We start from the raw sequence: 23861 nt of genomic DNA on the forward strand, positions 1-23861 counted from the left end.
CCGTGTACCTGCTCTTTCCGGGGCGGCATCACGTCCTGACGAACTTCCAGGCTGAATTCCTCTCGAAACAGGACGCAACCGTGGTCTGGGCGGTGACCTCGTCAAACCACCACACCACCAAGCGGAACCCGGTGCCGTTCGACCGGCGGGAAGCGGCGATCGAGCGGTTCAGCGTGCAGACCGGTCTTCGTTCCTTGGTGGTCGGCGTGACGGACACCCCGCCGACGGACGACTTCGCCGACGTCACGATCAAGGCGATCGAGGCCGGTACCGACGACCAGGTCCAGCTGTCGCCAGACAACACCGTCGTCGCCTGCTCCACGCCCGAGGTCGCCAAGCTCTACGAACAGCTCGGCCACTCCGTCATCGGCGTCGAGCCGCCGGACCAGCCGCGCCCGTGGGACGTCCTGCTGATGATTGCCGCAGGCAACGACGAGTGGCGCGAGCTGGCCCATCCCGCGACCGTCGACGTCTTCGATCGCTACCACCTGGACGCGCACATCCGGCGCTGCGTGAACGATCCCGTGGTCGGCGACGACGGCGGCCTCACCACCACCCGCGACTACAAGACCTACGCGGACGCCTTCGAGACCGCGGCCGACCGGAAATGGCAGCAGATCAAGGACTTCGTCCGCCCCGGCCGCATCCTCGACATCGGTTGCGCGACGGGCGCCACGCTGCAACTGGTCGACGCGGATCCGCGGTTCCACGAGTCCGACCTGATCGGTGTCGAGGTCGCCCGGCACCTGTACGCCGAATGCGTGCACAAGAAGGAACAGGGCCGCTTCCAGAACCCGAACGTGTACTTCTACCAGCGCAACATGCTCGGCTCGGCCGTCTTCCCACCCCGGTCGATCGACACCACGCTCACGCTCGCGCTCACCCACGAGATCTGGTCGTACGCCGGCGGCTCGCGTCCCGCCACTGTCCAACGGTTCGCCGACGCGCTCCACGCGCACACGGCTCCCGGTGGAGTCTGGGTCAACTCCGATGTCTGCGGACCAGCCGAGCCCGACCGCATCGTCGTACTGGAACTGGACGACAGCGACGGGGTGAACGCGAACCCGGTCGACCTCGAAGCCCTCCAGGGCCCGGCGGCGCACGTGACCCGATTGTCAACCAGGGCACGGTTTTTCCAGTTCGCCCAGGACTTCCGCCGCAACGCGAACGTGCCCTTCGAGTACGCCGAACGTGAGGGCAAACTGGTACTCCGGCTGGCCGACGCGATGGACTTCCTCACCCGCAAGGACTACGTCGACAACTGGCTCAGCGAAACCCACGAACAGTTCTGCGGCCTCAACTTCGAGGGCTGGTCAACCGTCGCCCGCCAAGCAGGATTCATCATCGACCCGGCATCCAAGCCCTGGCGCAACGACTGGGTGATCGACAACCGCATCACCCCGGTCGCCTCTATCACGACCCCTGAAGGTGACGCGGTGGACTGGCCCGACACGCACCAGTTGCTGGTTGCGCGCCGGGCCCACTGACTGTCAGCCCAGCTTGTTCTTGAGTTGGCGCTTGACGCGGCGCTTGACCTTGCCGGCGAACTTGCGGGGGTTGCGGATCTGGGCGGCCTTGCGGATCAGCTTGACCGCGGAGTAGGCGCGCGAGTTCTTCAGCTTGGTGCGCTCGGCGTTCGCCTTCTGCACCTGGGTGCGCATCTCGCGGATCCGGGTCTCGCGCGTCTTCAGCGCCTTGTCCCGGAAGCCGAGCGTGCGTTCCAGGCCGAAGATCTGGCCCTTCAGCTCGAAGTTCTCCTTGCGGGCCTCGTCGGCCTCCGCCAGCGCCGTCCGGACGTCCGGCGTCTGCGATGCGTCGGCCGGGATACCCAGTGCGACATTCAGCGCCGCGGCGAGTTCCTTGCCACGCGCAACCTCTGCGACCGAGGCCGACGGGGTGTCCGGACCGGCGGCCGGCGTCTGCTTGATCGACTCGATCCCGGACATCGCCAGCCAGGCCGAGACCAGGTCGTCGCCGACCATCCACGGCGGCCACGGGTGCCGGCGGTGGGCGCCGATCAGCCGCTCGTGGAACCGGGCCCACGCGGCGGCCAGCCGGTCCTTCTCGGTCTCCTCGCCCACGGTCGCCCAGGCCGAGACCCCGAAGGCGAACCCGTCGCCGTCGACGACCACGTCGTCCCAGCGCAGCAGCACCTGCGAACTCGTCTGGGACCGCGCCCAGTCACCCAGCCGCGCGGCCAGATCCCGGAAACCCGGGACGTCCTCGGCCGCGGCCAGACGGAGCAGCAACGTCTCGGCGGTCACCCCACCCGGCACGGTCGCCGGGACAGCCTCGGCGTCGAACTTCAAGTCGCCGGCGGTCTCTGCACCACCACCAGCGACAGTCACAGACCAGCCGTCGCCCTCCGCGTCAGCGGTGAGAACGGCCTCCGCACCCGGGGTCTGCGCGTAGATCGCGTGCTTCGCGGCCGCACCGGCGACAGCGATCCACCCACTCGGCGTGGAAGCAAGCAGCCCAGCACGCGCCGCGCTCTCGGCGCCCTCGGCAACCGGCGCCAGCAGCGGTACTACGGCCGCCGAGGCCTCCAGTGCTTCGACAGCCAGCCGCGCGGGTAGTTGCCCCGGACGGGCAGCGGCCGCCACATCGGCGGACACCAGCGTCAGCGGGGTCTCCTTGACCGCGAAGGACGCGTACGCAACGGCACCGGTCCGGCCCACGCGCTCCAGGGAGGAGGTCAGCTGCTCGACGGACACAGGCCGGGTCGGGTCCTCGTGCAGCGGTCGCCACTCGTCGTCGCCGTGGCGCTGGTCGGCCGGGCGACGGTCGAGCAGGTTCGTCAGGGAGAACTCGTTCTCCACGCCGAGCACCAGCACCGCCTCAGGCGATGCCACCGCGGCCAGCGCGTCGAGCCGCTGCTGCCAGTTCAGGTCGTCGCTGTCGTAGCCGATGACGCGATCCAGCCCGTCCGCCGCGACGACCACGTCGTACCGCGGCCGGCTGTCGTCCACCAGACCGTCGAGCGCGCCCGCGACCACCTGCAGCTTGTCGCCGAACTGCTCGGTCAGCTCACCCGCGTCGGAGACCGAGCGGACCAGCACGGTCGTCTCGGCGGCCTTCGCGATCACGGCCTCGACCAGATCCGCGGCATGCGGACCGAGGATCAGAGTGCGCGCAGCATCGGGAAGGACATCGGTCAGCAGTGCGCGGAGCACCGGACCTTGGGCAGCCCCCCGCTTGCCGCTGTAGTCGCTCCACGGCTGCATCTCGCCGCGGACCACCTCGACGGCCAGCTGGTTGTCAGACACGCTCTCTCCAATCGAAAACCATGCGCAGTTCCTCCGGCGGCATCATCCACGGCACCCCGAGTTCCAGATCGGTGGTGGCCTTGGCCGCCTCCGGGTCGAGCTCCTTGCCCAGCATCTCCGGCCACAGCCGCTCGATCCGGCGCTGCCCACCGAAGAGCGGGTTCTCGCCCTCCATCTCCATCGGGTCGCCGTACACGGCCGCTTCGCAGCCGGCCGCGATGCCGTAGAAGATCGCGGTCGACAGCCGGTTCGCCGCCACCCGCTTGTGCTTGCGGAGCTCGGCCAGCTGTTTGTACAGGAAGCGCGGGTCGGTGCCCTCGTAGGAGAAGCCGCGGCGGCCGAACGAGACCACCCGGAACCCGGCGTCCTCGTACGACTTGCGCACCTCGGGCCGGTCGTACTCGGTGTAGTACAGGCTGAAGGTGACCGGGCCGTCCTCGGTCTCCCGGATCTCGTCGATCAGCTTCTTGTGGTCACCCTGGATCTTGCCGCCCTCCCAGCCGTGGAAGAGGAACCAGAGAGTGCCTTCGCGCTCCTCCTCCGGGACCGCGCCGAGCTCGGGCTCGAGGTCCAGCAGGTAGAGGAACGGGGCGCCGATGCTGTGGTAGTTCCGCCGGCCTAGCGCGTGCCCGCGGCGGCGTGGAGCGTCGCTCCAGGTGAACCGCCAGGCGCCGTCGTAGAACTCGTGCACCGGGTTCCAGCCGTCGGCGATGTTCCAGCCGTGCTGCAGGTAACCGCGCAGCCGGGGCGGGTACTGGTCGTCGAGACCGGCGTACCGGGCCAGGATGTGCGCCTGGCCGTAGTAGTGGTTGTGGTGATGCATCAGCGAACCTCGAGGTGAAGGGTGCCGGCGTGCGGGCGCAGGGTGGCGGAGTGGCCGTGCAGCTCGGTGTCGACCGGCAACCGGCTGGACAGGAACGGCTCGCACTGGACCGCATGCGAGACGCCGTCCGGGCCGGTGGCGAACAGGATCCAGTCCGCCAGGCTGGCCAGCGGGTCGGTCGAGTTCGTCTCCACGTCGGCGGGGATCAGCTCGGGCACCGCGATCGCCGCGGTCCACTCGCCGTCCTCGACGGTCCGCCGGCACTCGACGTCCAGGTGGTCGTCGGAGTCGTCCAGGTACCGCCGCCAGGCGAAGGTGTAGTCGTCGCCGTTCATCACCGGACCGCTGATCCGCAGCTCACGCCCATTGCCGTCGGCAACGATCTCGGCGTCCTCGGCGGGCAGCCGGAGCGGCGCCTCGTGCAGGTTCACATAGCCACCGGTGGACCTGGTGAGCGTCACCAGCCGGCCCTGGTCGAGGTGGTGCATCGCCCGCTGGCCGGCGGTCCAGAGGAGCAGCTTCTCCTCGCCGTTGGATCCGGTCAGCCGGAACGCCCAGGTGGTGCGCTGGGTGAACGGGTCGTCGGGGTTGGTGTCGTCGATGATCGGCCGGATCGGGATCCGGACGCTGAAGTCCCGGCCGTCACCGCTCAGCGTGACCGGCAGCAACTGGTCCTTACCGGCCAGCGGGCGGCTGATCCGCAGCTTCGGCTCCTCGATCTCACCCGGCACCCGGCCGTGCAGCACCAGCGCGTCGGCGGTCTTCTCGACCGAGGTGAGCCGGCAGGAGTCGACCATCTTCCGGAGCACGAAGGCGCCGTCCGCACCGGGACCGGGCTGGACCCAGCTGGTGCCGTCGATCCAGGATCCCGGCGGCCAGCCCGGGCTGCCCGGCCGCTGACCACGCAGCTTGCCGTGCCGGCGGAGCCGTCCGGACCGCATCCGGACCATGAAGTGCGCCGGGGCGGCGGTGTTCTTGAGCTTGGCCAGCAACGGCTTGTCGAGCCGTACCTCGAACCCGACCAGAGCCGGGTCGCCGTGCGTGTCGGTGGCGTCGAACCGGCGGACCGCGAGCTGGGTCTCGACCCCGCCGATGACGATCGCGATCCGCAGGCTGGACGACGTCTTGGTCTCCAGGTGCCGGATCTCGGCGGTGCCCTTGACCGACAGCGTGCCGCCCTCGAGCCAGGTGACCTGCTGGACGCTGGTGGCCAGGCTCAGCGCGGTCGTCGGCAGCCGGTACAGCTCGCGCGGTACCGAACTGCGCTGGTCCTGCACACCTGGGTAGTTGTGCTCGTACTGCCATGGCCGGCCGGGCCGGGACAGCGCCCGGGCGCCGCCGCGCAGGCCGCCGTCGTTGCGGAACTGGGCGAGCCGGCGGAGCAGGTCGATGTCACCCTCGGCGAGGGCCGAGTGCTGGATCCGGTCGTAGCTGTGGGCGCGGGCCAGGACGGAGTCGTCCAGCCGGTCCATCAGCCGGCGGGCCAGCTTGAGCAGGTTCTGCTCCTCCTCCGGCGGGGCCGCGCCGAACGCCATCATCAGCGTGAGCATGTCGATCTGGGTGAAGTGCGAGTGCACCCGGCGGCGGACCTCCCGCAGCCCGTCCCCGGTCTCGATCAGGTCCATCACCAGCTCGGCCGACCGGACCCGGTCCTCGAGGTTGCCGAGCTGGAACTTCTGCTGGGTGATCGACTCGCCGGACTCGCGCTCGCGCCAGTAGTAGACCGGTACGGCGAGGGCGTCGACCGTGACCGCCTCCAGATGCGCCTTCAGCGTCACCGGGTAGTCCTCGTACCGGATCGCGGGGAACTCGTAGCCGTACTCGTCCCAGAAGGACCGCCGGTAGACCTTGTTCCAGACCATCCGGTCCAGGATCAGGTCCGGGGTCTCGATCACGTGGGTGGCGATCCGGTCCCGGCCGAACGGCAGCCGGTGGATCCAGGACGGCCGGACGCCCGCCGAGTTGTTGAACCGGCGCGCGTTGCCACCGGCGAACGACGAGCCGGTCTCGTCCAGGGTACGGATCAGCTTCTCGAACCCGTGCCGGGTAACCAGGTCGTCGCTGTCCACGAAGGTGATGTACTCGCCGTCGGCGTGCCTGGTCCCGGTGTTGCGGGCCGGGCCGAGACCCTGGTTCTCCTGCTCGACGATCCGGAACCTGGAGTCGCGGTCGCAGAACTCCTTGGCGATCGCGGCGCTGTTGTCCGGGGATCCGTCGTCGACCAGGATCGCCTCGAAATCGGTCCACGTCTGCCGGGCGATCGAATCGAGACACTCCCCGATGTAGTCGCCGACGTTGTAGAAGGGCACAACGACACTCAGCCGCGGCGTCACAACGGCAATTCTCCTCGGCTCAATCGGCGGTAGGTCGACATCCTGGTCGGCTTCACCCGCCTACCCGATGCTGCTGCGGCACGTCGCTCCGGAGCAACCAAGGTCCGGGCGGCGACCAGTGATCCATCGTCGAGCAGCCTAGCACCGGGGGCGGTCACCCCCGACGGATGCATCACCGGGCGGGGCTGGCGGGAAAACGTTCACCCGGCAGTAATCCGGGTGTTACGAGATGGACTGTCAAGAGAGTGTGAACCGGCTCGAAACCGTAGCGTGCCCAGGCTCTTTGCACACCGGTGTTATGCCCCTGGGTGGAGATCACCAGCCGCCGGGCCGTGCTCGCGTCCTCGACCGCGGCGAGCAGATGCGCGTACCGGCCGCGGCCCTGTTCGGAGGGGACCACCCCGGCCAGCTCGATCTCGGTCCAGGACGCCTGCCGGTCGACCGTGGCCAGCGCGAGCACCCGGCGATCGGGGCCGCGCAGTACGACGGCACCGTCCGCGGCGATGCTGCGCCGGGCCCACTCCTGGTACCCGGCGAGCGCCAGCGCCCGGTCGAACAACGGGTTGGCGCAGTAGTGGTTGCCGTAGTCACCGAAGATGTCGCCGACCAGGTCGTCCACCAGGTCGTCGTCGATGTCGGTCTCCAACTTGGCGTTGAACCCCGCCAACGGCGCCGGGCGATGACCCTTACCGACCGGGAGCGACCAGTAGACGAGGCTGTCCGCAAGCAGTGCCTTGCGTGGACCACTCGCCAGGGCTGCGAACCAGGACACCTCGCGCGCCGGATAACGCAGTACGACGACATCGGCCGTCGACTTGTCCACCGCGGCCAGCACTTCACTCAGCGGCGTACCGGCTGAAGCGGAGACGGAGACCCGGTCGACCGATACGCCGAACCGCTTGGATTCGTACTCCGACGGGGAACTGGCCAGCTCGCCGGCCTCGAGCGCGTCGTACCAGCCCATGTCAGATGGGGTACGAGAGCAGGCCGTCGATCACCCGGGTCTGCTCGTCCTCGGTCAGCTGGCTGAACAGGGGCAGCCGCACGAGTTGCCCGCTGATCCGCTCGGTCACGTCACAACCGCCCGGCCCGACCCGGCCGTACCGCTCGCCGGCCGGGGCCGAGTGCAGCGGGACGTAGTGGAAGGGGGCGGTGATGTTGCGCTCGCGCAGATGGGCGATCAGGCCGAGCTGGTGCTCGTGGTCCGGCATTAGCAGGTAGTACATGTGCGCAGGGTGCACGCACTCTTCAGGGACCGTCGGCACCGCGATCCCGTGCGACCCGGCCCAGTCGGCCAACTCCTCGTCGTACCGCTCCCAGATCGCGTACCGGGGCGCCTGGATCTGCTCGAACCGCTCCAGCTGGGCGGTCAGGAAGGCGGCCAGCGGATCGGCCGGGAGATAGCTGGAGCCGATGTCGACCCAGCGGTACTTGTCCACCTGGCCGCGGAAGAACGCGCTCCGGTTGGTGCCCTTCTCCCGGATGATCTCGGCCCGGTGCAGCAGATCGATGTCGTTGACGACCAGCGCGCCCCCCTCACCGCAGTGCACGTTCTTGGTGCCGTGGAAGGACTGCGTCGCCATCAGGCCGAGTGAACCGAGCGGACGGCCCTTGTACGTCCCGCCGAGGCCGTGCGCGTTGTCCTCGACCACGGCGATCCCGTGCTTCGCGGCGATCGCCAGGATCTCGTCCATCGCGACCGCGACCCCGGCGTAGTGCACCACCACGATCGCCTTGGTCCGGTCGGTGACGGCCGCCTCGACCTGGGTCTCGTCCAGGTTCAGGGTGTCCGGCCGGACGTCCACGAACACCGGTACGGCGCCGCGCAGCGCGTACGCGTTCGCAGTGGAGACGAAGGTGAACGAGGGCATGATCACCTCGTCGCCCGGCTCCAGGTCGAGCAGCAGGGCGGTCATCTCCAGCGCGTGCGTGCAGGACGTGGTGAGCAACGACCCGACCCCGCCGGTGAGCTTGGTGACCAGCTCGGTGGCCCGCGCGGTGAACGGGCCGTCCCCGACCACTGCGGCCGAGGAGAAGGCCTGACTGACGTAGGCGAGTTCGTCGCCCGCCAGGTAGGCCTTGCAGAACGGAATGGGCGAGAGGTCCGGCATGGAGTGGGAGCCTACCCGTGGTCAGGATCCTTGGCCTCGATCGCCTCGGCGAAGGTGTGGTGGCCGTGGTCCTCGAGACTGTCGTAGCCGACCAGGAACTGCGGCCGCTTTTGGCTCGACTGGAACAACCGCGCGACGTACTCCCCCAGCAGGCCGAGACAAAGCAACTGGATCGCACCGATCACACCCACCGCGAGGACGGTCGACGTCCAGCCCGGGATGCTGTTGCCGGACAGCTTGATGATGAGTGCCGCGATGACGACCGCCACCGACAGCAGACCGCCCAGCAGACCCAGCCAGGTCGCCAGCCGCAGCGGTGCCGCCGAGAACGCCGTGACGCTGTCGAAGGCCAGCCGCATCATCTTGCTCAGGTTGTACTTCGTGGTTCCTGCCGCCCGCTCGGCGCGTACGTACGTCACCTCAGCACTCGGGAAGCCCAACCACGGAATCACCAGCCGGAACACGCGACCGTCCTCGGGCAGGGCGTTCACCGCGTCGACCACCCGCCGGGAGACCAACCGGAAGTCCCCCGCATCGAAGGGGATCTCCTTGCCGACCAGTCGGCACATCAACCGGTAGTACAGGCGAGCGGTGGTCCGCTTGGCCCACGTGTCACTGGAGCGGTCGGAGCGGACGCCGTACACGACATCCACGTCCTCGTCGCGCGCGGTGGCGAGCAGGTCCGCGATCAACTCAGGCGGGTCCTGTAGGTCGGCGTCGATGCTGACCAGATACTCGCCGCGGGCCCGGCGGAATCCGGCGGACAGGGCGGCCTGGTGACCGGAGTTGCGGAGCAGGCGGACCAGGCGGAGCTGTGGCCAGTCCTTGGTCGCGACGGCGAGCAGTGCGGCGGTGTTGTCCCGGCTGCCGTCATCGACGACGAGCACCTCGTAGCTGATGCGGAGTCCGTCGAGCAGTGGGCGCATCCGCTCGAAGAAGATGGGCAGCACCTCTTCCTCGTCGTACATCGGTACGACGACGGACAAGGTGGGCTGACTGGCTTCCACTTGGCAAACCTTCCTTCGGCGAGACTACTCGGCACCCCGGCCCCGCTAACCTTCCTTCGTGCCAACCATCACGCGCGTCGCGCCCAGTAGCCTCGGCGCTCCGCAGCGTGCCGAACGGCGGTTCCCATGGCGCGCTCTCGGCTCGAACCTCGTGAAGGTGGCGGCCGGGGTGGCCCTGGCCTGGCTGCTGATCTGGCTGGCGGCCGGGCACGCCTCCGGTGACAGCATCGTGGCCCTGCTGCGCTTCTGGGGCTTCGGGATCACCCTGCCAGGGACGATCCTGTGGCGATTGGCCAGCCCGTTCCGCCACAACCTGATCGAGGACTTCGCGGCCGGCTCGCTGGTCGGCGTGTCGGTGCTGCTGCTGGTCTACATGGCCGTCGCACCACTCGGGCTGCAGCAGTGGGCCTGGCTCTGGGCCGCTCCCGTGCTGATGGTCGCCGTGTCCGTGCCGTCGTGGCGGAGGCGGTGCCTCAGCCGGGTGGAGCGACCGGTCAGCCCGCTGGCCGCGTGGTTGATCGCGGGGGCGTGTGCGCTGCCCATCTACGCGGTCGGCCGGTACCGAAACCTAGTGCCCGCGCCGTACACGGACGCACGGTCGAACTCGCCGGACATGGCCTTCCACCAGGCGCTGTCCGCGAGTGCGAAGTATGACGTCCCCCTGCAAGCGCCGTACCTGCAGGGCGAGAAGATGGACTACCACTACTTCTGGCACCAGTTCACCGCGGCGACGTCGTGGGCGTCCGGGGTGGACCTGACCGATCTCGTCTACACGATCGGCTGGATCCCGCTGCTGCTGGCCGGCTGCGCGCTGATCTTCGCGCTGACCGATCGGATCGCACCCGGGTCGCGCTGGGCCGGTCCGCTCGCGATCGCGGTGGCCGGGATCGGCGGCACGGTGAACGCGTACCCGAACGTCAATCTGCCGGCCGAGAGCTTGACGAACTACGTCTGGGGTTCGCCGACGCAGAACCTGGGCGGCGGGCTGATCACACTGCTCGCCCTGATCGGGGTCGACCTCCTGCGCGGCCGGAGCGCACCCGGCAGTTGGGTGCTGTTCGTGCTGATCAGCGTCGCCGCCTCGGGGTCGAAGGCGACCGTGATTCCGCTGATCATCTGCGGTTTCGGTCTGGTCGTCTTCATCCGGATCTTCTACCGGAAGTTCGCGGCCGGCGCGTTGGTGCTGATCGGCGTGCTCGGGGCGATCTTCCTCGGCGCGATCGTGGTCGTCTTCGGCAACCACTCGTCCGGGCTCGCGGTCCGGCCGTGGGTCACGTTCGCCAAGATCGGCATCTACCCGCTGGTGGCGAAACCGGTCGGCTGGGGCGAGTACGACCACGGCGCGATGTGGATCAGCGGGATCACCAGCTGCCTGGGCCTGCTTCTGGGTGCGGCCGGCCTGCTGGTGCTGACCGGTACGACGGCCCGGTGGTTCCGCGATCCCGGGATGATCTTCGGGGTGGGCATCGCGATCGCGGGCCTCGGCGGCATGCTGCTGACCGACCAGCCGGGAACCAGCCAGATGTACTTCCACCGGACGGCGGTCCCGGTGATCGCCGCCCTAGCCGCGGCGGGCGCGTGGATGCTGGTGTTCTGGTTCGCCGACAAACGGTCCGGGATCGCCGTCCTCGCCTCGGTCCTCGGCGGCGCCGGCGCGACCGCGGCCGCCCGGGCGATCGTCAAGGCGCACCCGTCCGACGGCAGGCCGTTCCTGCGCCCCGACGGGACGCTGACCGGCCTGGTCACGCCATGGTTGTGGACAGTCGGGCTGCTGGCCGCGGTTGCCGTGATCGTCACCGCGTTGTGGAAGCTCGCCCGGCGCAGGGGCCGGCCGACCCGGATCGCGATGGCGTCGTTCGTGCTCGCCGGGATGGGCGCCGGCCTGCTGCTGCCGATCCAGGCGATGGCGAACTATCGCGAGGTCACCCTGCCGCCGCTGACCGACAAGTACCCGCTCGGCCCGTCGATCACCCAGACCGCGGCGGCCCACTGGATCCGCGACCACACCGCGCCCGGCGACCTGATCGCGACCAACGCGCACTGCGCGATGAAGAACGCCTCCGGCTGCGACGTCCGGCACTTCTGGATCTCCGCGCTGACCGAGCGGCACGTCCTGGTCGAGGGCTGGGGGTACACCAATACCATCAACGACCTGGTCGCCTCCACCGGCAGGAGCCCGAACGGCCTGCCCTTCTGGGACGAGCAGAAGCAGGAGGACAACGACCGCGCCTTCGCCTCCCCGACCCGCGACAACCTCCGCCTGCTCCGCACCAAGTACGGCGTCCGCTGGCTCTACGCCGACCCCTCCCAGACGGCGGTCTCGCAGAACCTCAGCACCTTCGCCACCCTTCGCTACCAGGCCCCCGACGCTCTGGTATTCGAGCTGCCCTGACCACAGTTTGTGACACTCCGCGCACGGAGCGATTGCAGGCCGATTAAGGTGACTGCATGCGGTCGAGGGCAAGGCGGCGTGGGCCGAGAACAGCCGGCCCCTCACTCACCGGGCTGGCCGCCGCTTTTCCCTTGATCGTCCTCGCGGTCGTGTTGCTGCTCCGCCACTCGACGATCAGCGAGACCGGCCGATTCCTGGCCTTCATCGTGCTCGGCGTGGTCCTCCCGGGCTTCGCCCTCTGGCGCCTGATCGGCGGCTACCACCGCAACCTGGTCGAAGACACCGCGGCTGGTTTCGCCGTCGGCGCCGCAGCCCAGATCATCGTCTACCTGGCCAGCGCCTCCGTCGGCATGCAGGCCTGGTCCTGGGTCTGGATTCCGCTCGTCCTGGTGGTCGCCGTCGTCGACAGCGACGCCCGTACCCGGGTGTGGCGCCCGGTGGAACAACCCCTGCGGCCGCTGCAGGCCTGGCTCCTCACCGCGGCGTTGTCGATCGTGTTGGTCGTGACGTACCGCAACGGCCCGGCCCGGTTCCTGCCCGCCTTCGCCGACCCGCTCAGATCCGATCCGGCGCTGGCCTTCCATCAAGCCCTGGCCGCGAGCGCCAAGTACGACGTACCGATCAGCACGTTGTGGCTCGGTGGTGAGCCGATGCGCTACCACACGTTCTCCCACCAGTTCCTGGCCGCGACCGCTTGGATCACGCGGATCGACCTGACTGTGCTGGTGCATTCGCTCATTTGGCTGCCACTGCTGCTCGCGGGTTGCGCACTGGTTTTCGCCCTGACCGCACGGTTCACCGAGAAGGCTTCGTGGGCTGGGTCACTCGCAGTACTGGTTGTGGGGCTGGGTGGGACGTGGGGGCCGTTGCGGGAAGGTGATGCCGGGCAGGTGGCGGCGGCGGTCTGGGCGTACCTGAGTCCGCCGCAGGCGCTTGGCCTGGTGATCGCTCCGGCGTTCTGCTTGGTGGCCGTGGATCTGCTCCGGCGGCAGCAGCCGCGCAGCCGCTGGGTGCTGCCGATCGGGTTGGCGATCGTGGCCGTCGGCGTCAAGGCGACGATCCTGCCGCTGGCCGCGGGCGGATTTCTGCTGACGTTCCTGATCCTCACTGCGACGAAGCGGGCCACCCGGACCGCGTTGACCGCCGGACTGCTGATGGTGGCCATCGGCTTCGGGGCTCTGCTGACGCTCCTCGGCGGTCAGACCTGGGGGACGCAGTTCATGGTCAACGAGCAGTTGCTGACCGACTGGCGGATGCTGCTGAGCTGGGCGCTCGCGTGCTGCGGGGTGTTCTTCCTGCGGCGTCCGTGGCGGGATCCGGGTGCGGTGTTCCTGCTCGGTTTCGCCTTGGCCGGCCTGGCCGGGACCCTGATGACCACCCAGACAGCGCCCAGTCAGGTGCCGTTCCTACGGACTGCTTTTCCGGTCATCGCTGCACTGGCCTGTGCTGGTCTGGCGAACCTGGTCAGGCTGGTGCTCGACCGTCGCGTACTTGTCCGAACTGCCAGCACTGTGGTTGCGACCGGGGTAGCGGTGGCCGTGCTCGGGGCTACCGTCTTTCCGGTCTTCGCCAAGCCTCAGGCCGGTGGTCCGACCGAAGCAGAGGCGGCCGCTGCACGCTTCCTGCGGGACAACAGCCGTCCGGGCGAGCTGATCGCCACCAACGCCCACTGCATCGCCCAGACCGAGGCGGGGTGCGACAGCCGGCACTACTGGCTCGCGGCGTTGTCCGAGCGACCCGTCCTGCTCGAGGGCTGGTCGGGCAGCAACCGCGCGACCAAGACCGCGATGGCGGCCGGCACCGCTCCGCTCGAGGTGCCGTTCTGGAACCGGGACCTCCTGGCGATCAACGACGCGGTGTTCGTGTCCCCGTCGGCACCGGCTGTCGAGCGGTTGCGCCGGGCCGGAGTCAAATGGTTGTACGCCGACCGCCTTGCGGGCGAGGTTTCACCGCAGTTGAAGGAGTTCGTCCGGATCCGGCACGCGACGTTGGACGCGACGATCTACGAGATCAGGTGAAACAACGCGTCGGCGACACGGGAACGGCCTTGCCCGTCGACGAGTTTCCAGCCCTCGCCGGCGATGCGAGCACGTTCCTCGGCGTCCCGCAGCAGCGGGCGTAGTACGGCGGCCGCGGGGTCCGGGTCGACTTTGAGATCGGAGAGGACGCCAACACCGACGGCGGCACCCGTGGCGACTGTTCGTTCGTAGCCCATCACCTGGTTGTCGACCACACACACCAGGCCTGCGGTCGCGCCGAGGCAGAGGAGCTCCCAGGTCGACGTACCGGAGGCGCTCAGGACCAGGTCCGAGGCGACGACGGCCTTCGCGAGTTCGGAGGTCGGGCCGATGACCTCGACGTGTTGGCCGGGATCCAGGTCGACAGCGGCGATCGCATCGGCCAGGTCGTCACCGGGTGCCACGACGAGGGCTTCGAAACCGACGCCGGTCCGGGCGAGCGCGCGGACGACGTACGGGCCGGCTCCGAAGGCGTCGGTGCCGCCGAAGAACGCGAAGACCTTCGGTACGGCGCCCGATCGCGGCTGAGGTGGTTCGGTGGGGCGGAGCTGGAGGATCTCGTCCCGGAGCAGGACGTAGTCGAGACCCGCGAGCCGGGTGGATCCCTCGGGGAGCACCGGCTGGTCCAGTTCGGATCCGAGGTTCTGGTCGACGAACACGTCTGCCTCGGCGCCGCGAAGGTCACCGTCGACGATCGCCAGCGTGGGGATGCCTGATTTGCGGACCGCGGTGAAGACCTCGGCGTCCAGGTCGTACGAGTCGAACACCACGGCGTCCAGCCCGAGCCGGGCGAACAACTCCAGGTGTTCATCAGCCGTCCACACGGCCGGTTCCACCCCGATCCCGCGGGCGCTGATCTGCTCGTCCGCCCACGGCACTGTGGGGCTGTCACACACGAACACCACCTCGGCCCCACGCCGGCGCAACTCCTCCGCCAGCGCCAGACTCCGCATCACATGCCCGATCCCCCGCTTGGGCCCCACATCACACCTGATCCCGATCCGAGTCACGCCCCAAACCGTATCGGGTAGGATGTAATACGTAGGAGACGTAATACGTAGGAGGATCGATGCGCCTGAACAGCAAGGGGCAGGTCACCATCCCGGCCGAGCTCCGCCGCAGACACCATCTGCACGAGGGTGACGAGGTCGAGGTGGTCGAGGACGGCGGTGCTCTGCGCATCGTCCGGGCCAGCCAGAGCGAGACCCGTGGCCAGCGCCTGGTGCGCGAGATGCGCGGCCGGGCCACCAGCGGCATGAGCACCGAGGAACTGATGGAGCTGCTGCGTGGCGAATGAACGGGTGACGCTGGTCGACACCTGTGTGCTGCTGGACATCCTGACCGATAACCGGACCTGGGCGGACTGGTCCGCGACCGCTGTCGCCGATGCCCGCGACCAGGGCGAACTGGTGATCAATCCCTTGATCTACGCGGAGGTCTCGGCCGGTTTCGAGCGGATCGAGGAGGTCGACGCCGCCTTGCCCAAGACGGATTTCCGGCGCGAGCCGCTGCCGTACGAAGCCGGATTCCTGGCCGCCAAGGCCTTCCTCGCCTATCGCCGGCGGGGCGGCACGAAGACCTCGCCGCTGCCCGACTTCTATGTCGGCGCTCATGCGGCCGTGCACCGCTATCGCGTGATCACCCGCGACAAGGCCCGTTTCCAGACATACTTTCCAGGGGTCGAACTTCTGCTGCCGAACTGACGTCTACGCCCCTGCCGGGCCGAGCGGAGGACGCGGATTGAGGCTTCGGTGGAACAGCCCGCTATCGTACGGACTTGCCGCCAAGGGTGTGTACGCCTGCGCGGCGGTCCGGAAACTGTCCTGAAGAAGGGTCCTATACGACGTGTCCATCCTCACCGGCTCCGACATCCTCGTCACCGGAGGCACTGGCTCCTTCGGCAAGGCGTTCATCCGCTACGCGTTGGACAACCTGGACCCGCGCCGGATCATCGTCTTCAGCCGGGACGAGCTGAAGCAGTGGGAGGTCCGCCAGTTGTTCGGCGACGACCCCCGGCTGCGGTTCTTCATCGGCGACATCCGCGACAAGGACCGGCTGGACCGGGCCATGCACAAAGTCGACTACGTGGTGCACGCGGCCGCGCTGAAGCAGGTCGACACTGCGGAGTACAACCCGTGGGAGTTCGTCAAGACGAACGTGATCGGGTCGCAGAACGTGATCGAGGCCAGCATCGACTCCGGTGTGAAGAAGGTCGTCGCGCTGTCCACCGACAAGGCGTCCAGCCCGATCAACCTGTACGGCGCGACCAAGCTCACCGCCGACAAGCTGTTCATCACCGGCAACCACTACGCGGCGGCGTACGACACCCGCTTCTGCGTGGTCCGGTACGGCAACGTGATGGGCAGCCGCGGCTCGATCATCCCGAAGTTCCGCGCCCTGCACGAGGCCGGTGAGTCGCTGCCGATCACCGATCTGCGCTGCACCCGGTTCCTGATCACGCTGCCCGAGGCGGTCCAGTTCGTGGTCGACTCGTTCGAGCAGATGATGGGCGGCGAGCTGTACGTGCCGCGGATCCCGTCGATGAAGATCACCGACCTGGCCCAGGCGATCGCGCCGGGCGCCAAGATGCACGACATGGGCCTGCGCCCGGGCGAGAAGCTGCACGAAGAGATGATCAGCCCGGAGGAAGGCCGCCGCGCGCTCGCGATCGGCGACCGGTACGTGCTGCAGCCGGACCTGGCCACCTGGGGCTACACCCCGCCGACGAACGGCACGCCGGTGGCGGACGGCTTCCACTACACGTCGGACAACAACGACCAGTGGTACACGATCGAGGAGATCACCAAGATCCTGGAGAGCGACGTCTGATGCTTCCGTACGGCCGTCAGTCCATCTCCGAAGAGGACATCGAAGCGGTCGCCGCGATCCTGCGCGGTGACTGGCTGACCACCGGCCCGACCGTCACCGCGTTCGAGACGGCGATCTCCGAGCTGGCCGGCGGCCACCGCGCGGTCAGCTGCACCTCCGGCACGGCGGCCCTGCACATGGCGTACGCCGGTCTCGGGGTCGGCCCCGGCGACGAGGTCGTCACCACGCCGATGACGTTCGTGGCGACCGCGTCGTGCGCGGCGATCCTCGGCGCGAAGATCGTCTTCGCCGACGTCGAGGAGGACACCGCGCTGCTCGACCCGGCTGCCGTCGAGGCGGCCGTGACGGATCGGACCAAGGTGATCGCGGCCGTCGACTACGCCGGCCACGCCGCGGACTACGACGCGCTCCAGCCGATCGCGGACCGGATCGGCGCGAAGACGCTCGACGACGCCGCGCACTCGGTCGGCGGCACGTACAAGGGCCGTCCGGTCGGCGACCTGGCCGACGTGAGCACGCTGTCGTTCTTCCCGACCAAGAACCTCACCACCGGCGAGGGCGGCGCGGTCGTCGCCAAAGACCCGGCGGTCGGGCAGAAGGTGCACGAGTTCCACTTCATCGGCCTGGTCCGCGACAAGGACCGGTTCGAGATCACCGACGAGGGCCCGTGGCACCAGGAGGTGCACGAGTTCGGCCTGAACTACCGGCTCACCGACGTCGCCAGCGCGCTCGGGCTGTCCCAGCTGAAGCGGCTGGCCGACTTCAAGAAGCGCCGCAGCGAGATCACCGCCCGCTACAACGAGGCGTTCAGCGGTGTGGACGGGATTCGCGTCCCGGCGCAGCGCGACTACGTGGACCCGGCCTGGCACCTCTACCCGGTGCGGATCCTCGGCGGCCGTCGCCGGGAGATCTTCGAGGGCCTGCGGGCGGCCGGTATCGGCGTCCAGGTCAACTACATCCCGGTCTACTGGCACCCGGTCTTCGCGAACGCCGGCTACCAGCGCGGTCTGTGCCCGAACGCGGAGCAGTACTACCGCGAGGAGATCTCGCTGCCGATGTTCCCGGACCTGACCGACGCCCAGGTCGACCAGGTGATCGAAACCCTGACGAAGCTGGTGTCCTGACCCGCCACCTCGCTGGAAAGCCAGAGAATTGACCACTGTGACACCTGACCAGGCTGATGCTCGGTCGATCATGATCGCCGGCGAGATGCTCAACTGGTCCGACCTGCACCCGTCGGACGGGCGGCCCGCATTGTCCGGCGCCGCACCGGCCGCCCTGCTCGAGGCAGTCCTCGGCGGCGGCTCGGCAGGCTCGGTGCTGGTCGCGGGCCCTCACTCGCTCGACCTGCTGAAGGTCGTGGCCGACCGCGCCGAGTCCGTCGACGTCCTGGTCCGCTCCGCACCGGATGCGGAGGAGATCGCCGAGGCACTCGACGTGCGCGTCTTCTGCGGTTCACTGGACCACTTCGGCGCCGAGCACGGCGAGAACTCGTACGACGTGGTCGTGGCGCTCGACGGATTCGCCCGGCTGGTCGGCCCGGATACCCCGGTGCTGACCTGGACCGACGCATTGGCGGCGCTCAAGGCACGGCTGGCCCCGTCGGGCCGCCTACTGCTGGCTGCCGAGAACAGCTTCGGCATCGAGCGTCTGGTCCAGCCCGACCCCACGATCACCGTGCCGCGGGACGAGGCCTGGGCGCGCGACGTCGCCGGTGACGTGGCCCCGCCCGCCGGGTTCAAGGCGGTCTCGGCCGTCGTGGAGTCCGCCGGGCTGACGGCGACCTTCGCGGTCTACCCGTCCCTCGACGAGGCCGAGGTGGCGTTGGCCGAGGTCAGTGGCCCGTTCACCGCCGCCGTGGTCGCGCGCTCGATCGCGGCCCGTTTCACCGGTCCCACCTTGACCGACCCGTACCGCACGACGCAGGACGCCATCGCCTCGGGGCTGGGCCGTGAGCTCGCGCCCGGCTGGTACTTCGTCGCCGGTGCCCCCTCGTTGCCCTCCGTTCTGCCAGTCGGTGCCGTGCCGACGGGCTCCGGTGTGCTCCTGGAGGAGCAGTTGCTCGCCGCTCTGCGGATCGACGACCACGCCGCGGTACGTCGTACTGTGCTCGCGTTCGCCGAGTGGTTGCGGGCGCAGGACCCGGCGATCGCGGCCGTGGCCTCGGCGGACAACGTGATCGCCGACGGTTCGTCGTACCGGGTGTTCGGTGACGGCGCGAAGGTCGAGGGTGAGGGCGACGCGCTGCTCGTCGGGCAGCTGGCCCGGTTCGTCCGGCGGTCACTCGAAGCGGGCTCACGGCAACCATGGCCTGCCGGTGGCAGCCTGCGTGACCTGACCGCGCGGCTGGCGTCGATGGCCGGGATCACCGTGACCGACGAGCTCTGGGCAGGAGTTGCCGACGGCAACGAGCCCGCCCAGCCGGTGGGTGCGGCCGAACAGCTGGCGACGATCGCGCGGCTCTCGCAGGAGCTGGCCGACGCGAACACGCAGGCGACCTGGTTCGAGAGCCAGCTGGACGGGATCCGCCGGTCCCGGCCGTACCGGATCGGCCAGGCCGTTTTGAACCCGGCCCGAGTCGTCGTCAAACGCGTCCGCAGAGTGACTCGCTGATGCACCACGCCAACCACTTCTACGGCCACGCGAACGTGATGGCCAAGTACGCCGGGCTCGGCAACGGCGAGCCGCCGCGGATCTGGGGCTACCTCCAGCACGGCTGGAACATCCTGGACGGGTTCGCGTACAACACCGCCTTCGTCGACGGGATGCCGAAGTTCGTCTGGTCGGACAGCGTCCGCCGCCGCGGCTGGTCGATGGGCCTGCGCAACTACTCGGTGATCGGTTCCGTCTGGCTCTACCTGCTGAAGGTGTACCCCGAGCTGGCCACCCCCGCCGACGACGCGGCCGGCACGATCTTCTACCCGTTCCACGGCTGGGAAGGCCAGAACGTGCTCGGCGACCACGGCCGGATCGTTGCCTCGATCAACGAACACGAGACCGGGCCGGTCACCGTCTGCCTGTACTGGAACGAGTACGACAACGAGGCGATCCGCAAGGTCTACACCGACGCCGGGTTCCGGGTGATCACGCACGGGTACCGCGGTCTGCACTGGCGCAAGACCGACGGCGACTTCCTGCTCAAACAGCTCCGCGAACTCCGCAAGCACAAGCGGGTCGCCTCCAACCGGCTCAGCTCCGCCGTCCTGTACGGCGCGTCGGTGGGCTTGCAACCGGGCGTGTACGGCGACCCGATGCTGCTGGAGAACGAGCACCCGTCGTTCGGCGGACAGGCCCGGATCCGGCGGCTGTGGCCGGAGCTGAACGAACCGTACGTCCCGCTCGACGTGGCCCGTGAGTTCACCGACACTGAGCTGGGTGTCGAGCACGTGGCCGGGCCGACGGAAATCCGGGAGATGTTCCGGTGGAACTCAATCAAGGTGGCTTCATGAAGATCGGGATCATCACCCAGGCCCGGGCGACCAGCACGCGGTTGCCGGCCAAGGTTCTGCTCACCGCGGGCGGTAAAACGTTCCTCCAGCACCATCTGGACCGGTTGGCGCAGACCGGGCTGCCGGTGATCGTGGCGACCACCACGAACGAGGCCGACGAGCAGATCGTCGAGCAGGCCGGCGCCGCCGGGGTCGCGGTGTTCCGCGGCAGCGAGCTGGACGTGCTGTCCCGGTTCGCGGGCGCAATCCGCGAGAACGAGCTGGACGGCGTCGTCCGGGTCACCTCGGACTGCCCGCTGATCGACGCGGCGGTCGTTGCCGAGGGCGTCGACCGGTTCCGCGCCGAGGCGGACGACAACCTCTACGTGTCGAACTGCCTGGAGCGGACCTTCCCGCGCGGGATGGACTACGAGATCTTCTCCGCCGCCCGGCTGCTGCAGGCCGACGCGGACGCGACCCTGCCGGTCGACCGCGAGCACGTCACGGCGTACCTGCACCAGAACCGGACCGGTGACATGCGCCTGCTGAACCTGCCGTTCGACGGCGGCGACGCGTCGAAGTACCGGCTCACACTGGACACACAGGACGACCGGAATCTGCTCACGACGCTGATCGAGGACTTCGGCGCGGCGGAGCTGAATTGCGCGGATCTGGTCGCGATCATGGAGAAGCATCCCGAACTGCACGCGCTGAACGAGCACATCGAACAGAAGAAGCTCGGCGAGTAACAGCGCTGCGAGGCGTGCCTACGGCATGATTTACGGTGATGACCACCGATGAGCCAGGTTCCGAGACGGCCCGCGCGAAGTCCTTCGGCGCTGTCGCGGCGGCGTACGACGCGGCCCGGCCGACCTTTCCGGCCGAGGCGCTGACCTGGATCCTGGGTCCGGGGCGGCTGCAGATCCTCGATCTGGGCGCCGGAACGGGCAAGCTCAGCGCGGTCGCCGCCGCCCTCGGGCACGATGTGGTCGCGGTCGACCCGTCCGAGGAGATGCTGTCGCTGTGCAGCCGGTTGCCGGGCGTCGTCACGATGGTCGGCGCCGCCGAGTCGATCCCGCTCGCGCACGGCTCGGTGGACGCGGTGATCGTAGGTCAGGCGTTTCATTGGTTCGAACACGCCCGCGCGCTGCCCGAGATCGCCCGGGTACTCCGGTCGAACGGCGTACTGGGGCTGCTCTGGAACTACGCGGACAAGGTGGTGCCGTGGGTCCGGCGGCTGGACCGGGCGATCATGGGCGACGATTTCCTGGGTGGGAAGGGCGACGGGTTCGACCCGGTGCCGATCCTGGAGCAGTCGGGCCTGTTCTCGCCTGCGGAGACCACCCGATTCCGGCACTGGCACGACCTGGACCGCGGCGGGCTTCGGCAGCTGGCCCAGTCACACTCGCGGGTCGCGGTGATGACCGAATCCCGGCGCGAGGCCGTGCTGGAGCAGATCAACGCGATCTACGAGAGCACGGCGCGACCGCCCGAGCCGTTGCGGATGCCGTATTTCACCAGCTGTTACCGAACCAGGCCGAGCGACCTGGCCAACTACCGGCGCGCCCTGGACGCTCCGGTCGCGCCGCCCCTGTGAGAGCGCTAACGTGCACCGTGATCGCGTTCCTGACCTGAGGGGTGCAGTGTGGCAGTGTCGGATGAGGGGGAGGACCCGGTGCGCCAGCGGGAGTCCCGCGCGTACGAGGCGGTGCACCAGGCGGCTGACTTCACCGAACTGAAGCGCCGGTACCGCAACTTCGTGGTGCCGTGGACGATCGCGTTCATGGCCTGGTACCTCGCGTACGTCGCCTGCAACAACTGGGCGCGTGACTTCATGAGTCACAAGGTGGCCGGCCACATCAACGTGGCGCTGATCTTCGGGCTGCTCCAGTTCGTCTCCACCTTCGTGATCGCCGCCCTGTACGGCCGGTTCGCGAACCGCAAGCTGGACCCGCTGGCGAGCGGGCTGAACGCCAAGTACAAGAGGGAGCGTCGCCGGTGACGTCCATTCTCATCCCCGGTCTGATCCCCCTGGCGGACGCGGAGCCGGGCAACCAGGCGCTCACCATCTCACTGTTCACCGCGGTCGTTGCCGTGACGCTCTACATCACCTGGTGGGCGTCCCGGCAGAACAAGACCGCGGCCGACTACTACGCCGGTGGCCGGTCGTTCAGCGGCGCGGAGAACGGTCTCGCCGTGGCCGGCGACTACATGTCGGCGGCATCCTTCCTTGGTATCTCAGGCCAGATCGCGCTGTTCGGCTACGACGGCTTCCTCTACTCGATCGGCTTCCTGGTCGCCTGGCTGGTCGCGCTGCTGCTGGTCGCCGAACTGCTGCGCAACTCCGGCCGGTTCACGATGGCCGACCAGCTCGCGTTCCGGATGAAGCAACGGCCGGTCCGTACGGCGGCTGCCACCTCGACCATCGTCGTGTCGATCTTCTACCTGCTCGCCCAGATGGTCGGCGCGGGCTCACTGGTCGGCCTGCTGCTCGGTGTCACCAACTCGAAGTTGAAGGCAGGCGTGATCGTCCTGGTCGGCGCGCTGATGATCATCTACGTGACGGTCGGCGGGATGCGCGGCACGACCTGGGTGCAGATCGTCAAGGCGGTGCTGCTGATGTCCGGCACCGTGCTGATCACCTTCCTGGTGCTGCTGAAGTTCGACTTCAACATCTCCAAGCTGCTCGGCGCGGCCGCGTCGAAGTCCGGTCAGGGCGAGGCGTTCCTGCAGCCCGGTCTGCTGTACGGCAAGGACCTGACCGGCCAGATCGACTTCCTGTCCCTGGGACTCGCCCTGGTCCTCGGTACGGCGGGTCTGCCGCACATCCTGATCCGCTTCTACACCGTGCCGGACTCCCGCTCGGCCCGGCGATCCGTGCAGTGGGCGATCGGCCTGATCGGCGCCTTCTACCTGATGACGCTGGCCCTCGGCTTCGGCGCCGCCGCCCTGCTGGACACCGGCCAGGGCAGTGCCGTCCGGGATTCGAAGGGCAACGTGGCCTCGCCGCTGCTGGCCGAGATCGTCGGCGGTGGACCCGATTCGGTCGGCGGCTCGATCCTGCTCGCGCTGATCGCGGCCGTTGCCTTCGCCACCATCCTGGCCGTGGTCGCCGGCCTGACGCTGACCTCGGCCTCCTCCTTCGCCCACGACCTGTACGCGAACGTGCTGGCGAAGCGCCGCGTGGACGAGAAGAGCGAGCTCCGGGTCGCCCGGTTCGCCGCGATCGGGATCGGCGCGATCGCGATCGGGCTGGCGATCCCGGCGCAGAAGCTGAACATCGCGTTCCTGGTCGCACTCGCCTTCGCGGTCGCGGCCTCGGCGAACCTGCCGGCCCTGCTGTTCAACCTGTTCTGGAAGCGGTTCAACACGTCAGGCGCGGTCTGGAGCATCTACGGCGGGCTGATCTCCGCGGTGGTGCTGGTGTTCTTCTCCCCGGTGGTCTCCGGCACCAAGGACTCGATGATCAAGGGCGCCGACTTCTCCTGGTTCCCCTTGTCCAATCCGGGCATCGTGTCGATTCCGCTCGGCTTCCTGCTCGGCGTGATCGGGACGTACGTGGGCCGGGACAAGTCGAGCGAGGACCGGTACAAAGAGCTGTCGGTCCGTGCGTTGACCGGCGCAGGCGCGGAGGGCGCTAGCAAGCACTGAGCC

General features: G+C 68.7%; 20 protein-coding genes. 13 read left to right on the forward strand and 7 right to left on the reverse strand.

Going from position 1 to position 23861, the window contains the following annotated elements:
- Window positions 1-2: 2 nt before the first annotated feature.
- Window positions 3-1487 carry a class I SAM-dependent methyltransferase gene (locus tag EV643_RS33605; RefSeq protein WP_133804231.1) on the forward strand — a complete coding sequence of 495 codons (1485 nt, stop codon included), beginning with the start codon at window positions 3-5 and terminating at the stop codon, window positions 1485-1487.
- A 3-nt stretch (window positions 1488-1490) separates the two neighbouring features.
- Here EV643_RS33605 and EV643_RS33610 read toward each other — a convergent pair whose 3' ends face one another.
- From EV643_RS33610 to EV643_RS33635, 6 genes are all read right to left on the reverse strand, one after another.
- A complete protein-coding gene (locus EV643_RS33610) occupies window positions 1491-3266 on the reverse strand; it encodes a hypothetical protein (protein WP_133804232.1) in 1776 nt (591 codons plus the stop codon).
- Window positions 3259-4089 carry a hypothetical protein gene (locus EV643_RS33615; RefSeq protein ID WP_133804233.1) on the reverse strand — a complete coding sequence of 277 codons (831 nt, stop codon included), beginning with the start codon at window positions 4087-4089 and terminating at the stop codon, window positions 3259-3261. The genes EV643_RS33610 and EV643_RS33615 overlap by 8 nt, the downstream gene beginning before the upstream one ends.
- Window positions 4089-6422 carry a glycosyltransferase family 2 protein gene (locus tag EV643_RS33620; protein WP_166665675.1) on the reverse strand — a complete coding sequence of 778 codons (2334 nt, stop codon included), beginning with the start codon at window positions 6420-6422 and terminating at the stop codon, window positions 4089-4091. Before EV643_RS33620 ends, EV643_RS33615 begins: the two co-directional genes overlap by 1 nt.
- A gap of 172 nt (window positions 6423-6594) precedes the next feature.
- The gene (locus tag EV643_RS33625; protein ID WP_133804235.1) at window positions 6595-7386 is read right to left on the reverse strand and encodes an N-acetyltransferase; all 792 of its coding nucleotides are present in this window, start codon (window positions 7384-7386) and stop codon (window positions 6595-6597) included.
- Window position 7387: 1 nt separating this feature from the next.
- Window positions 7388-8533: a dTDP-4-amino-4,6-dideoxygalactose transaminase gene (gene rffA, locus EV643_RS33630; protein WP_133804236.1), complete on the reverse strand. Its 1146-nt coding sequence runs from the start codon at window positions 8531-8533 to the stop codon at window positions 7388-7390.
- Window positions 8534-8544: 11 nt separating this feature from the next.
- The gene (locus tag EV643_RS33635) at window positions 8545-9540 is read right to left on the reverse strand and encodes a glycosyltransferase family 2 protein (protein WP_133804237.1); all 996 of its coding nucleotides are present in this window, start codon (window positions 9538-9540) and stop codon (window positions 8545-8547) included.
- A gap of 58 nt (window positions 9541-9598) precedes the next feature.
- Between EV643_RS33635 and EV643_RS33640 the strand changes: the two genes are divergently transcribed.
- Window positions 9599-11932 (forward strand): hypothetical protein, encoded by a 2334-nt coding sequence (locus EV643_RS33640; protein ID WP_238165974.1) that lies wholly within the window; start codon window positions 9599-9601, stop codon window positions 11930-11932.
- A gap of 56 nt (window positions 11933-11988) precedes the next feature.
- A complete protein-coding gene (locus tag EV643_RS33645; protein WP_133804238.1) occupies window positions 11989-13950 on the forward strand; it encodes a hypothetical protein in 1962 nt (653 codons plus the stop codon).
- On the opposite strand, the gene EV643_RS33650 is transcribed toward EV643_RS33645, so the two are convergent.
- Complete coding sequence (locus EV643_RS33650) at window positions 13935-14960, reverse strand: PseG/SpsG family protein (protein WP_238165975.1); 1026 nt, start codon at window positions 14958-14960, stop codon at window positions 13935-13937. The genes EV643_RS33645 and EV643_RS33650 overlap by 16 nt on opposite strands.
- A gap of 59 nt (window positions 14961-15019) precedes the next feature.
- On the opposite strand from EV643_RS33650, the gene EV643_RS33655 reads away from it, so the two are divergent.
- The 10 genes from EV643_RS33655 (at window position 15020) to EV643_RS33700 (ending at window position 23858) form a co-directional block, all read left to right on the forward strand.
- Entirely contained in the window at window positions 15020-15247 is a 228-nt protein-coding gene (locus tag EV643_RS33655; protein ID WP_133804239.1) for an AbrB/MazE/SpoVT family DNA-binding domain-containing protein, read from the forward strand.
- Window positions 15248-15251: 4 nt separating this feature from the next.
- A complete protein-coding gene (locus EV643_RS33660) occupies window positions 15252-15653 on the forward strand; it encodes a type II toxin-antitoxin system VapC family toxin (RefSeq protein ID WP_238165976.1) in 402 nt (133 codons plus the stop codon).
- 142 nt (window positions 15654-15795) lie between these two features.
- Window positions 15796-16779, forward strand: coding sequence for a UDP-N-acetylglucosamine 4,6-dehydratase (inverting) (pseB, locus tag EV643_RS33665; protein WP_133804241.1), 984 nt, complete (start codon window positions 15796-15798; stop codon window positions 16777-16779).
- Entirely contained in the window at window positions 16779-17903 is a 1125-nt protein-coding gene (gene pseC, locus EV643_RS33670; RefSeq protein WP_133804242.1) for a UDP-4-amino-4,6-dideoxy-N-acetyl-beta-L-altrosamine transaminase, read from the forward strand. The genes pseB and pseC overlap by 1 nt, the downstream gene beginning before the upstream one ends.
- A 37-nt stretch (window positions 17904-17940) precedes the next feature.
- A complete protein-coding gene (locus EV643_RS33675) occupies window positions 17941-19392 on the forward strand; it encodes a hypothetical protein (RefSeq protein ID WP_238165977.1) in 1452 nt (483 codons plus the stop codon).
- Window positions 19392-20228 (forward strand): hypothetical protein, encoded by an 837-nt coding sequence (locus EV643_RS33680; protein WP_133804243.1) that lies wholly within the window; start codon window positions 19392-19394, stop codon window positions 20226-20228. The genes EV643_RS33675 and EV643_RS33680 overlap by 1 nt, the downstream gene beginning before the upstream one ends.
- Complete coding sequence (locus EV643_RS33685) at window positions 20225-20956, forward strand: cytidylyltransferase domain-containing protein (protein WP_133804244.1); 732 nt, start codon at window positions 20225-20227, stop codon at window positions 20954-20956. Before EV643_RS33680 ends, EV643_RS33685 begins: the two co-directional genes overlap by 4 nt.
- A 38-nt stretch (window positions 20957-20994) precedes the next feature.
- A complete protein-coding gene (locus EV643_RS33690) occupies window positions 20995-21804 on the forward strand; it encodes a class I SAM-dependent methyltransferase (protein WP_133804245.1) in 810 nt (269 codons plus the stop codon).
- Between the two features lie 48 nt (window positions 21805-21852).
- Window positions 21853-22209, forward strand: coding sequence for a DUF485 domain-containing protein (locus tag EV643_RS33695; RefSeq protein ID WP_238165978.1), 357 nt, complete (start codon window positions 21853-21855; stop codon window positions 22207-22209).
- Between the two features lie 5 nt (window positions 22210-22214).
- On the forward strand, window positions 22215-23858 hold the full coding sequence (locus EV643_RS33700) for a monocarboxylic acid transporter (protein ID WP_133804348.1): 1644 nt from the start codon (window positions 22215-22217) through the stop codon (window positions 23856-23858).
- Window positions 23859-23861 lie beyond the last annotated feature (3 nt).

Origin of the sequence: Kribbella caucasensis (assembly GCF_004361855.1) — a bacterium.
Taxonomy (GTDB): Bacteria; Actinomycetota; Actinomycetes; order Propionibacteriales; family Kribbellaceae; genus Kribbella; species Kribbella caucasensis.

What these genes read in the sequence shown, in the direction of transcription:
- EV643_RS33615 (WP_133804233.1), bottom strand. Translation starts at nt 4,089, where the DNA reads ATGCATCACCACAACCACTACTACGGCCAGGCGCACATCCTGGCCCGG.
- EV643_RS33625 (WP_133804235.1), bottom strand. Translation starts at nt 7,386, where the DNA reads ATGGGCTGGTACGACGCGCTCGAGGCCGGCGAGCTGGCCAGTTCCCCG.
- rffA (WP_133804236.1), bottom strand. Translation starts at nt 8,533, where the DNA reads ATGCCGGACCTCTCGCCCATTCCGTTCTGCAAGGCCTACCTGGCGGGC.
- EV643_RS33645 (WP_133804238.1), top strand. Translation starts at nt 11,989, where the DNA reads ATGCGGTCGAGGGCAAGGCGGCGTGGGCCGAGAACAGCCGGCCCCTCA.
- EV643_RS33655 (WP_133804239.1), top strand. Translation starts at nt 15,020, where the DNA reads ATGCGCCTGAACAGCAAGGGGCAGGTCACCATCCCGGCCGAGCTCCGC.
- pseC (WP_133804242.1), top strand. Translation starts at nt 16,779, where the DNA reads ATGCTTCCGTACGGCCGTCAGTCCATCTCCGAAGAGGACATCGAAGCG.
- EV643_RS33680 (WP_133804243.1), top strand. Translation starts at nt 19,392, where the DNA reads ATGCACCACGCCAACCACTTCTACGGCCACGCGAACGTGATGGCCAAG.
- EV643_RS33685 (WP_133804244.1), top strand. Translation starts at nt 20,225, where the DNA reads ATGAAGATCGGGATCATCACCCAGGCCCGGGCGACCAGCACGCGGTTG.
- EV643_RS33690 (WP_133804245.1), top strand. Translation starts at nt 20,995, where the DNA reads ATGACCACCGATGAGCCAGGTTCCGAGACGGCCCGCGCGAAGTCCTTC.